This window comes from Nocardioides sp. AX2bis (genome assembly GCF_902506435.1).
Lineage (GTDB): Bacteria > Actinomycetota > Actinomycetes > Propionibacteriales > Nocardioidaceae > Nocardioides.
The window spans coordinates 769084-780413 of sequence record NZ_LR733215.1 but is presented as its reverse complement, the minus strand read 5'-3'; the positions used below and the strand labels follow the sequence as shown (position 1 = coordinate 780413).

At 71.3% G+C, this 11330-nt stretch carries 12 protein-coding genes; 2 read left to right on the top strand and 10 right to left on the bottom strand.

All coding sequences use genetic code 11. The annotated features are described in order from the left end of the window. Nucleotides 1-109 precede the first annotated feature (109 nt). The 9 genes from tuf to GV155_RS03695 all read right to left on the bottom strand — a co-directional run bounded on the left by tuf (nt 110) and on the right by GV155_RS03695 (nt 9407). Nucleotides 110-1306 (bottom strand): elongation factor Tu, encoded by a 1197-nt coding sequence (gene tuf / locus GV155_RS03735; RefSeq protein ID WP_160005358.1) that lies wholly within the window; start codon nt 1304-1306, stop codon nt 110-112. 68 nt (nt 1307-1374) lie between these two features. Beyond that, nucleotides 1375-3486: an elongation factor G gene (gene fusA / locus GV155_RS03730; protein ID WP_160005356.1), complete on the bottom strand. Its 2112-nt coding sequence runs from the start codon at nt 3484-3486 to the stop codon at nt 1375-1377. A gap of 86 nt (nt 3487-3572) precedes the next feature. Further along, a complete protein-coding gene (gene rpsG, locus GV155_RS03725; RefSeq protein ID WP_160005354.1) occupies nt 3573-4043 on the bottom strand; it encodes a 30S ribosomal protein S7 in 471 nt (156 codons plus the stop codon). Nucleotide 4044: 1 nt separating this feature from the next. Then, the gene (rpsL, locus tag GV155_RS03720; protein WP_160010795.1) at nt 4045-4419 is read right to left on the bottom strand and encodes a 30S ribosomal protein S12; all 375 of its coding nucleotides are present in this window, start codon (nt 4417-4419) and stop codon (nt 4045-4047) included. A 228-nt stretch (nt 4420-4647) separates the two neighbouring features. After that, complete coding sequence (locus tag GV155_RS03715; protein ID WP_160005352.1) at nt 4648-5943, bottom strand: MFS transporter; 1296 nt, start codon at nt 5941-5943, stop codon at nt 4648-4650. After that, nucleotides 5944-6387: a MarR family winged helix-turn-helix transcriptional regulator gene (locus GV155_RS03710; RefSeq protein ID WP_236553940.1), complete on the bottom strand. Its 444-nt coding sequence runs from the start codon at nt 6385-6387 to the stop codon at nt 5944-5946. It lies immediately after the preceding gene. Nucleotides 6388-6541: 154 nt separating this feature from the next. Continuing rightward, on the bottom strand, nt 6542-7030 hold the full coding sequence (locus GV155_RS03705; protein WP_160005348.1) for a GNAT family N-acetyltransferase: 489 nt from the start codon (nt 7028-7030) through the stop codon (nt 6542-6544). Continuing rightward, nucleotides 7027-7440, bottom strand: a complete 414-nt coding sequence (locus tag GV155_RS20385; protein WP_201300044.1) for an acyl-CoA thioester hydrolase/BAAT C-terminal domain-containing protein — start codon at nt 7438-7440, stop codon at nt 7027-7029. The genes GV155_RS03705 and GV155_RS20385 overlap by 4 nt, the downstream gene beginning before the upstream one ends. A gap of 488 nt (nt 7441-7928) precedes the next feature. After that, entirely contained in the window at nt 7929-9407 is a 1479-nt protein-coding gene (locus GV155_RS03695; RefSeq protein WP_160005346.1) for an NCS2 family permease, read from the bottom strand. A 65-nt stretch (nt 9408-9472) separates the two neighbouring features. On the opposite strand from GV155_RS03695, the gene GV155_RS03690 reads away from it, so the two are divergent. Beyond that, nucleotides 9473-9832, top strand: a complete 360-nt coding sequence (locus GV155_RS03690; protein ID WP_236553938.1) for a DUF2530 domain-containing protein — start codon at nt 9473-9475, stop codon at nt 9830-9832. After that, nucleotides 9829-10467 (top strand): class I SAM-dependent methyltransferase, encoded by a 639-nt coding sequence (locus GV155_RS03685; RefSeq protein ID WP_160005344.1) that lies wholly within the window; start codon nt 9829-9831, stop codon nt 10465-10467. Before GV155_RS03690 ends, GV155_RS03685 begins: the two co-directional genes overlap by 4 nt. Nucleotides 10468-10494: 27 nt before the next feature. Here GV155_RS03685 and GV155_RS03680 read toward each other — a convergent pair whose 3' ends face one another. Then, the gene (locus GV155_RS03680) at nt 10495-11268 is read right to left on the bottom strand and encodes a DUF3027 domain-containing protein (RefSeq protein ID WP_236553936.1); all 774 of its coding nucleotides are present in this window, start codon (nt 11266-11268) and stop codon (nt 10495-10497) included. Nucleotides 11269-11330 lie beyond the last annotated feature (62 nt).

Below are 11330 nucleotides of genomic sequence, written 5' to 3'. Positions count from 1 at the left end.
GGGCTGGGGGGTACGGGGGGCGGTGCAGGGCTGCTGGACGCACGAGAGGCCCCGCCCGACGGGCGAGGCCTCTCGTGGTGGTGCAGGTGCGACTAGGTCGCGGGGTGCGTCACTTGGTGATCTTGGTGACGCGGCCGGCACCGACGGTGCGGCCACCCTCACGGATCGCGAAGCGCAGGCCCTCGTCCATGGCGATCGGCTGGATCAGCTCGACGGTCATCTCGGTGTTGTCACCGGGCATCACCATCTCGGTGCCCTCGGGCAGCGTCACGACACCGGTCACGTCCGTGGTCCGGAAGTAGAACTGGGGACGGTAGTTGTTGAAGAACGGCGTGTGACGGCCACCCTCCTCCTTCGACAGGATGTAGACGCTCGCGTCGAAGTTGGTGTGCGGGGTGGTCGTGCCCGGCTTGATGACGACCATGCCGCGCTCGATGTCCTCGCGCTTGGTACCGCGCAGGAGCAGCCCGACGTTCTCGCCGGCCTGGCCCTCGTCGAGGAGCTTGCGGAACATCTCGACGCCGGTCACGGTCGACTTCTGCGACTTCTCGCGGATGCCGATGATCTCGACCTCCTCGTTGACCTTGACGATGCCGCGCTCGATGCGACCGGTGATGACCGTGCCGCGACCGGTGATCGTGAAGACGTCCTCGACGGGCATGAGGAAGGGCTTCTCGGTCTCGCGGGCCGGGGTCGGGATGTAGTCGTCGACGGCCTGCATGAGGTCGAGGACCGACTGGCCCCACTTCTCGTCACCGTTCAGCGCCGGGAAGGCAGCGACCTGCACGACGGGGATGTCGTCGCCGTCGAACTCGTACTCGGAGAGGAGCTCGCGCACCTCCATCTCGACGAGCTCGATGAGCTCCTCGTCGTCGACCATGTCGCACTTGTTGAGCGCGACCACCAGGGCGGGCACGCCGACCTGGCGGGCGAGCAGCACGTGCTCACGCGTCTGGGGCATGGGGCCGTCGGTGGCGGCGACCACGAGGATCGCGCCGTCCATCTGGGCCGCGCCGGTGATCATGTTCTTGATGTAGTCGGCGTGACCGGGGCAGTCGACGTGGGCGTAGTGGCGACCCGCGGTCTGGTACTCGATGTGTGCGATCGAGATCGTGATGCCGCGCTGACGCTCCTCCGGGGCCTTGTCGATCATGTCGAAGGCCTCGGTGTTGGGGTTGCCGACCGGGTCCTGGTCGTGCAGGACCTTCGAGATCGCTGCGGTCAACGTCGTCTTGCCATGGTCGATGTGACCGATGGTGCCGATGTTGATGTGCGGCTTGTTCCGCTCGAACTTCGCCTTAGCCACTTGTGGCTCCTCCTGATGTGTCTGTTGACTGACTCGTACGTGTGTGCGTGTGCCGAGGAGCGCGGACGCTACTCGCCGCGCACCTTCTTGATGATCTCGTCGGCGACGTTCGTGGGAACCTCGGCGTACGAGTCGAACTCCATCGAGTAGGAAGCCTGACCCGAGGTCTTCGACCGCAGGTCGCCAACGTACCCGAACATCTCCGACAGCGGCACGAGGGCGTTGACGACCATGTCGCCGTGCCGCTCCTCCTGCGCCTGGATCTGGCCGCGACGGCTGTTGATGTCACCGATCACGGTGCCGAGGAAGTCGTCGGGGGTGATGACCTCGACGGCGAACATCGGCTCGAGCAGGACCGGCTTCGCCTGGCGGGCGGCCTCCTTGAAGGCCTGGTTCCCGGCGATCTTGAAGGCCAGCTCGGAGGAGTCGACGTCGTGGTAGGCGCCGTCCTCGAGGCTGAACTTCACGTCGACCATGGGGTAGCCGGCGAGGACGCCGAACTCCATGGCCTCCTGCCCACCCTGGTCGACCGAGGGGATGTACTCGCGGGGCACGCGGCCACCCGAGACGTTGTTGACGAACTCGTAGCCCGCGCCGGTGCCGGTCTCGGGGTCGATGTTCGGCCCGAGGTTGATGACGACCTTCGCGAACTGCCCCGACCCACCGGTCTGCTTCTTGTGGGTGTAGGAGTGCTTGACGACCTCCTTGCGGATGGTCTCGCGGTAGGCCACCTGCGGCTTGCCGACGGTGGCCTCGACGCGGAACTCGCGACGCATCCGGTCGACCAGGATCTCCAGGTGGAGCTCGCCCATGCCGGCGATGATGGTCTGGCCGGTCTCCTCGTCCGCCTTGACGGTGAACGTGGGGTCCTCGTCGGAGAGGCGCTGGATCGCGGTGCCCAGCTTCTCCTGGTCGCTCTTGGTCTTGGGCTCGATCGCGACCTCGATCACCGGGGCCGGGAACGTCATCGACTCGAGGATGACCTGGTGCTGGGGGTCCGAGAGGGTGTGACCGGTCTTGGTGTCCTTCAGACCCATCACGGCCACGATCTGCCCGGCGCCGACCGACGCGATCTCCTCACGCTTGTTGGCGTGCATCTGGTAGACCTTGCCGATCCGCTCCTTGCGGCCGTTGACCGAGTTCACCACGGTCGAACCGGCCTCCAGCTTGCCGGAGTAGACGCGGATGTAGATCAGCTTCCCGAGGTGCGGGTCGGAGGCGATCTTGTAGGCCAGGCCGGAGAACGGCTCGTCGTCCGAGGGCTTGCGGACGATCTCGACGTCCTCGTCCTTGACCGAGTGGCCCACGATGCCCTCGACGTCGAGGGGCGAGGGGAGGTACTTCACGACCGCGTCGAGCAGGGGCTGGACGCCCTTGTTCTTGAAGGCAGTGCCGCACAGGACCGGGTTGACCTTGTCGGCCAGCGTGGCGCGACGGATCGCGGCCTCGATCTCCTCGACGGAGAACTCGCCCTCGTCGAGGAACTTCTCCATGATCACGTCGTCGGCGTCCGAGAGGGTCTCGAGCAGCTTCTCGCGGTACTCCGCGGCCTGCTCGGCCAGCTCGGCCGGGATCTCCTCGACGGTGTAGTCCTCACCCATCGTGGTCTCGCCGCGCCAGGTGAGCGCCCGCATCCCGACGAGGTCGACGACCCCGAGGAAGTCGGACTCGGCACCGATCGGCAGCTGCAGGACCAGCGGGGTGGAGTTCAGCCGGTCGACCATCATGTCGACGCAGCGGAAGAAGTCCGCACCCGTGCGGTCCAGCTTGTTGACGAAGCACATCCGCGGCACGGAGTACTTGTTGGCCTGGCGCCAGACCGTCATGGTCTGGGGCTCCACGCCGGCGACGCCGTCGAAGACCGCGACCGCGCCGTCGAGGACGCGCAGCGAGCGCTCGACCTCGGCGGTGAAGTCCACGTGGCCGGGGGTGTCGATGATGTTGATCTGGTGCTTCTTCCACCAGCACGTGGTGGCGGCGGAGGTGATCGTGATGCCACGCTCCTGCTCCTGCTCCATCCAGTCCATGACGGCCGCGCCGTCGTGGACCTCACCGATCTTGTAGGAGATACCGGTGTAGAAGAGGATCCGCTCGGTGGTGGTCGTCTTGCCGGCGTCGATGTGCGCCATGATCCCGATGTTGCGGACCACGTTCAGGTCTGTGGTGATGTCGACAGCCACGAGGGCTCACGCTTCCTTTGCGTCGAGGACGGGGGTGGTCGGGGCCGGCCGGCCCGTGTCGTACGTCGGGGGCCGGCGCCCGGGGGTCACCAGCGGTAGTGGGCGAAGGCCTTGTTGGAGTCGGCCATCTTGTGGGTGTCCTCGCGCTTCTTCACCGCGGCACCGAGGCCGTTGGAGGCGTCGAGGATCTCGTTCATCAGTCGCTCGGCCATCGTCTTCTCACGACGGTCCGCGGCGTAGCCGACGAGCCAGCGCAGCGCGAGCGTGGTGCCGCGCGTGCCCTTGACCTCGATCGGGACCTGGTAGGTGGCGCCACCGACGCGGCGCGACTTGACCTCGATGGCCGGCTTCACGTTGTCCAGCGCACGCTTGAGCGTGATCACCGGGTCGGTGCCGTTCTTCTCGCGGCAGCCCTCGAGCGCGGTGTAGACGATGCGCTGTGCAACCTGCTTCTTGCCGTCGATGAGCACCTTCGACACGAGCTGGCTGACCAGCTGGGACCCGAAGACCGGGTCGATGTCGATCGGGCGCTTCGGAGCGGGACCCTTGCGCGGCATGTCAGCTCTTCTCCTTCTTCGCGCCGTAACGGCTGCGGGCCTGCTTACGGTTCTTGACGCCCTGGGTGTCCAGCGAGCCGCGGATGATCTTGTAGCGGACGCCGGGGAGGTCCTTCACCCGGCCGCCGCGGACGAGCACGATGGAGTGCTCCTGGAGGTTGTGGCCGACCCCGGGGATGTAGGCGGTGACCTCGACGCCGCTGGACAGGCGCACGCGGGCGACCTTGCGCAGGGCGGAGTTCGGCTTCTTCGGGGTGGTGGTGTAGACGCGGGTGCAGACACCGCGGCGCTGGGGCGAACCCTTGAGCGCAGGCGTCTTGTTCTTCGACACCTTGTCGGCACGGCCCTTGCGGACCAGCTGGTTGATGGTGGGCACCTGGTGGTTCTCTTTCCTGTTGCTCATCAGAACCCGGCGACCTGCCGGGCACGGCGGTACTGCGCTGCTGCTGTGTGTGCCGCGGACCGCACCCCGCCCGCGAGCGGCCTGGAGGGCCGTACTCGTCAGATCTGCGGGTGGGACCCGGTTCGGGACCCTCGGGGGCGCGCTCGACGGTCTGGGTGACCCAGACACGAGAACCGAGGCTACCGGGCGGCCCCAGGAGGGTCAAAACGCGGCCGCGGCCCTCCGGGCCTCGTCGCGGTCGCCGTCGCGGTCGTCGGTGTCCGGCCCGCCACGCGCGAGCGTACGGCGGTGGTGCAGCAGGTAGGCGGCGCTGGTCGCCCCGACCCCGAGCATGGTGGCCGCTCCCCCGCCGATCAGGGTCCACCGGGCGCCGAGGACCTCCCCGACCCAGCCCATCAGGGGCGCTCCGATCGGGGTCGAGCCGATGAAGATCATCAGGTAGAGCGCCATCACGCGCCCGCGCATGCCGTCGTCGGTGTTCATCTGCATGAAGGTGTTGGCGCTGGTCATCATCGTCAGCGCGGTCAGGCCGAGGACCGGGCAGAGCGCCGCGTAGACCCAGTAGACCGGGGCCAGGCCGGCGACGACCTCGACGGCGCCGAAGGTCAGCGCGGCCCCCACGACCAGCCGGTGCCGCACCCGGACCCGGCCGGCCGCGACCAGCGCCCCGCCGAGGGACCCCACGGCCAGGAACGTCCCGAGCAGCCCGAACTCGGTCGACCCCTTGTCGAAGACCTCGGTGGCCATCAGCGCGGAGGTCATCTGGAAGTTCAGCCCGAACATGCCCGCGAAGAGCACCACGCCCATGATCAGCAGCAGGTCGGGGCGGCCGCGGACGTACGAGACGGCCTCCCGGATCTGCCCGGGGCTGCGACCCACCGGGGTGGCCACGTGCAGCAGCCGGGGGTCCATCGCGGCCAGGCACCAGACCGGGGCGGCGTACGACAGCCCGTTCAGCAGGATCACCCACCCGGTGGCCTGCACGCCGGAGCCGAGCGCGGCGATCGAGAGGCCGGCGACCGCGGGGCCGATCAGCCTGGCTGCGTTGAACCCGGCGGAGTTGAGGCCCACGGCGTTGGAGAGGTCGTCGGCGTCGACGATCTCGGACACGAACGACTGCCGGGCCGGGGCGTCGAAGGCCGAGGCCACCCCGAGCAGGAAGGCCAGAACGTAGACGTGCCAGAGCTGGGCCGTCCCGGTGACGGCCAGCAGGCCCAGGACGATCGCGGGTGCGGCCATGCCGATGTTGGTCAGCTGCAGCATCCGGCGCTTGGGCATCCGGTCGGCGACCAGGCCGGCGAACGGCGAGAGCAGCAGGAACGGCAGGAACTGCAGCCCGGTGGTGATGCCGATCGCGGCGGCGTCGTTGGTCGCCAGCAGCAGGACCAGCCAGTCCTGGGCCACGCGCTGCATCCAGGTCCCGGTGTTCGAGATCAGGTTGCCGGCGGCGTAGCGGCGGTAGTTGGGGTGGGCCAGGGAGCGGAAGGTGGGGCTCACTTAGCTGGACAGCCTCTCCAGGAGCGGGGCGGCCCGGCGCAGGACGTCGCGCTCCTCGGGGGTCAGGTCGCGCAGGCGGCGGGCGAGCCAGGCGTCGCGGCGACGGCGGTCGGCCAGGACCGTGGCGCGGCCGAGGTCGGTGAGGTGGACGACGACCAGGCGGCGGTCGCTGTCGTGGGGGCGTCGCTCGACCTGGCCGAGGTCGGCCAGGGCGTTGACGGTGCGGGTCATGCTCGGCGGCTGGACCAGCTCGCGGGCCGCGAGCTCGCCGACCGGCAGGTCGCCGTGGCGGAAGAGGCAGCCGAGGACCGTCATCGCCCCGAGCGAGAGCTCGTTGTCGGGGTGGCGCTCGGTGAAGAGCCGGCGACGCAGGCGCATGACGGAGAGGCGGAGCTCGGAGGCGAGCCCCGCGTCGGTGCGGGCGGCGTGGGCGACGGTCGGCATGTCATGAGCATAAGTCATTGCTCTTGCTAAGCATTCCGCCGAGATGACCCCCGCGGACAGCCGAGATGACGGTTGCGGCGCACCGAGATGACGGTTGCGGCGCGGCGACATGACGGTTCCGGCGCGCCCGGGGTGCCCGGGGTGCCGGTCCGGGTCAGGCGAGGGGGAGCTTCATGCCGGTGTGGGTGGCGACCCAGCCGAGCCGCTCGTAGAAGCGGCGCGCGTCCGGGCGCCGCTCGTCGGTCGTCAGCTGCGCCAGCGTCGCTCCCTGCTCGCGTCCCCACGCAGCCGCCCAGGTCAGCAGCGCCGCACCCAGCCCGGCTCCCCGGACGTCGGCGTGGACCCGGACGCCCTCCACCTGCAGCCGGGTCGCTCCCCCGCGCGACAGCCCCGGGAGCAGGGTCAGCTGGAGCGTCGCGACCACCGCGTCGTCGGCGTCCCGGACGGCGACCAGCAGGTGCGCCGGGTCGCGGTCGACGGACTCGAAGGCGGTCTCGTACGGCCCGACGTCACTCCCCTCCCTGGTCCGGCCGAGCGGGTCGTCGCGCAGGAGCCGGACCAGGGCCGGGAGGTCCGTGCGGCGCGCGCGGTGCACGGCGTACCGCTGTCGGCCGAGGTCGAGCGTGGCGATCGGGGTCGTCATCGGGGCTCCTCCGTGCGCAGGCCGAGCACGCGGCACAGGTGTGGCCAGGCGGCGAGCCCGAGCGCGGCGTCGGCGGCCGGGGTGCCGCCCCGGGCCATGGCGCGCCCCCGGCGTACGGGACGTTCCCCCGGCAGGACGACCCGGTGGCCGGCCCCCGGCGCGGTGACGACCGCCGTGTCGAGCCCGTGGGCGCGCCGCCGGTCGGCCACGGCCCGGGCGAAGTCGGCCCCCGGCCAGACCTGGTCGTCCTCGCCGCCCACCACCAGCACCTCGCCACGGACGTCCTCGACGGCGATGCTCGCCGCGGGGACCCGGTCGGCCGAGGCGCGGAGGCTCTGCTCGTAGAGGGTGCGGAACGCGGGCGGGTCCGTGCTCGGCACCCACGTCGCGTCGAACGGCACGTACGGCACCGGGTCGCCACGCCAGGTCCAGTGCGAGGTGGCCCGGCGCCTCGTCGGTGCCCGCCCACACCACCGGGGTGGGAGCCAGCGCCGCCACGTGGAGCAGGCGGGGGTCGCGGGCGGCCGTCAGCAGGGCGGCCTCGGCACCGAAGGAGGAGCCGAGGACCCCGAGGCGGTCGCCCTCCCGCTCGAGCAGGTCGACCGCCACGTGGAACGTCTCGAGCGGGACGTCGTACGGCGCCGGCTGCTGTCCCGGGCCGCCGAACCACCGCAGCGCCAGTGCCACCGCGCCGTGCTCGGCGAGCAGGGCGGCCCGGTCGTCCTCCCGGGCCCCGCTCGAGCCGGCGAGGACCAGGACGGCCGCACCCGTCGGACGGGTCGGTCGGTGCAGGCTCAGGGACGTCGGCGGCAGCACCGGACCACCCTGGCACGCGCCGGAATCGTCATCTCGACGCGCCGCAACCGTCATCTCGGCTGTCCGCGAGCGTCATCTCGGCTCAGGTGAGCAGGGCGGTGAGGGGCTCGATCGCGAAGTAGACCAGGAACAGCGCGGCCACCAGGCCCATCAGCGGGTGGATCTCGCGGGGCTTGCCCATCACCAGCTTGATCAGCACGAAGGCCACGAAGCCGGCGCCGATGCCGACGCTGATCGAGTAGGTGAACGGCATCAGCACGATGGTCAGGAACGCCGGGATCGCGATCTCGGGGTCGGACCAGGTGATCTCGCCGACCTGCTGCATCATCAGGAAGCCCACCAGCACGAGCGCCGGGACGGCCGCCTCCGAGGGGATGACGGCGACCAGCGGCGCCAGGAAGACCGTGAGCAGGAACAGCACGCCGGTGACCACGGAGGCCAGGCCCGTACGGGCACCCTCGCCGACCCCGGCGGCCGACTCGATGTAGCTGGTGTTGGAGGAGACCCCGCCGACACCGCCGGCCACCGCGGCCAGGGAGTCGACGACCAGGATCTGCTGGGTGCGCGGGGGCGTGCCGTCGGCGTCGAGCAGCCCGCCCTCGGCCCCGATCGCGGTCATCGTGCCGAGGGTGTCGAAGAAGTCGGCCAGCATCAGGCTGAAGACCAGCAGCAGCGCGGCCACGACGCCGATCCGGTCGAAGGACCCCAGCAGGTTGAACTCCCCCAGCGTGCCGAAGTCCGGCAGGGCCGCCAGCGAGCCGAACGAGTCCGGCAGGCTCGGCACGGTCAGGATCCAGCCGCCGGGGCCGTTCTCGGCGGCCGAGCCGAGCCCGAGGACGGCCTCGACCGCCACGGCCAGCACGGTCGCGGCGGCGATCGCGATCAGGATCGCCCCGCGGACCTGCCGCACCCACAGCGCGACGACCAGCACCAGCCCGATCGCGAAGACCGCGACCGGCCAGCCCTGCAGCTGCCCGCCGGTGCCGAGCTGGACCGGCACGGTCGTCTGCGCGACGTCGGGGATGCGGGAGACGAAGCCGGCGTCGACGAAGCCGATCAGCGCGATGAACAGCCCGATCCCGACCGAGATCGCGACCTTCAGCTGCCCGGGCACGGCCCGGAACACCGCGGCGCGGAAGCCGGTCAGCACCAGCACCAGGATCAGCAGGCCCTCGATGACCACCAGGCCCATCGCGTCGGCCCAGGTCATCTGGGTCGCGATCGCGACCGCGACGAAGGCGTTCAGGCCCAGCCCGGTGGCGATGGCCAGCGGGAAGTTGGCCACCGTCCCCATCAGGATGCTCATCACGCCGGCCACCAGCGCCGTACCCGCCGCGATCGCCGGGAGGTTCGGCTCGGCGCCACCGCCGAGGAACTGCCCGTCGATGTCGGGCACGAACCCGAGGATCAGCGGGTTCAGGACCACGATGTAGGCCATCGTCACGAAGGTGACGACACCGCCGCGGAGCTCCCTGGCCACGGTCGAGCCACGGGCCGAGATCGAGAAGAACCGGTCGAGGCCGGTGGGGCGCGCGCTCGGGGCGCTGGGCGTGTGCGTCACGGCAGCAGGGTGCCAGAACCGGGGACCGCGCTGGTGACGGGTGTGTTTCGGCTAGCGTGAGGCCCGTGGAGCTGCGCGACGACCAACCGGTGGCGCACGAGATCGGCCGTCGTACCTACCTCGTCGCCGACGTCGAGCCGCTGGACGTCGACGGGGTCCGCACCGTCGAGGTCGGCATCGCCCTCTTCCTCCTCACCTTCCTGGCCCTGCTGCCCTTCTACGGCCAGCTGGAGTCCTCGGGCCGGCTGTGGTGGCTGTGGACCTGCCTGGCGGGGGTCGGCCTGGGCTTCCTCGGCCTGGAGTACTGCCGCCGGCACCGTCGGGTCCGCCGGGACCGCGAGGTGCAGGTCGACGCGGCCGAGGCCGCGACGGCCGTCGCCCCCGAGCCCCCGGTGCCGACCGACCCGCCGGTCCCCGGACCGTGACCGCCCCTCCGACCCGCTGGGCGGCCGGCGGGTCCGACAACGACTACTACGCCGAGACCTTCGCGACGCTGGTCGCCGACGGCGAGGACGTCGACGGCGAGGCCCGGCTGGCCGACGCCCTGTGCCCCCGGGGGGCGCGGGTGCTCGACGCCGGCGCCGGCATGGGTCGCGTCGCGGCGGCGCTGCAGCAGCGCGGGCACCACGTCCTGGCCGTCGAGCCCGACGCCGGTCTGGTGGCCCGGGCGCAGGCCACCTACCCCGACCTGGCGGTGCTGCCGGTCGACGTGCTCGACGTGGACGCCGGCATGCTGGCGGCGGCGGGCGCACCGGAGGCCTACGACCTCGTGGTCGCCGTCGGCAACGTGATGGTCTTCGTGGCCGAGGGCACGGAGGTCGCGGTGCTGCGGCGCCTGCACGACCTCCTGGCGCCCGGTGGCCGGGTGCTGGTCGGCTTCCACCCGGTGGACGGCCCCACCACGAGTCGCGACTACGCGCCCGAGGACTTCACTGCCGACGCGGCGGCCGCAGGGCTGCACGTCGACGCCCGGTACGGCTCCTACGAGCTGCACCCGCCCGCGCAGGCTTACGCCGTGTGGGTGCTCGCCCGCACCACCGACCGCGTCGCCCCTGCCTGAGGACGGGACCGAGGCCGGGGCCGCGCCCTAGAAGGTCTCGACGTCGTCCAGGAGCGTGTCGAGGACGTGCTCGGGCAGCGGCTGCGGGTCGTGCTTGCGGCCCAGCGAGGCCTCCGAGTGCGCGCCGCACCCGTGGTCCAGGGACACCACGCGGGCGTCGTCGTTGGCGTCGCCGTTGGCGCACACCCCGAACATGAGCGAGAGCGGCCCGGCCAGGCGGACCAGGAAGCCGCACCCGTCGCAGGACTGGGGCGCGGACTTCGCGATCAGGGCCTCGGGGCCGGGGTCGCCGTCGTACCACCGCTCGGCGGCGAGGTCGCGGCCCTCCGGCGAGAGGGTGCGGACCCGGCCCAGGCCGAGGTCGCCGGCGACCTGGCGGACCTGGGCCTTCTCGTCGGCGTCCAGGGGGTCGTCGCCGAAGGAGTAGGTCGGGACCAGGCGCGGGTCCTCCTCCTCCACCGGCAGCAGGTCGCCCGGGGAGAGGTCACCGGGGCGGATCCGCTCGCGGTAGGGCACCCAGGCCGGGGCCACGATGGCCTCGTCGCCGGGGACCAGCACGATCTCGTCGACCGTGACGTTCTTCTGGCGGGAGGCCCGGACCACCGTGACCGACCAGTGCCACCCGCGGTAGCCGGTGCGGGTGCAGCCGAAGCGGTGCGTGACCAGACGGTCGCCCTCGTTGTCGGTGCCGAGGTGGTCGCCCACGTCGCCGGCCCCGACCTCCTCCAGCAGCGCCGAGCGGGCGAGGTCGACCGCACCGGCGGCGGTCGCGTCGGGCGGGCGTCGCGTCAGGGTCCTCACGCCGCAGAGTGTGACGGATCGGGCCGCACGGTTCCAGCGCGGGGGTCGGGGTGTCCCACGAC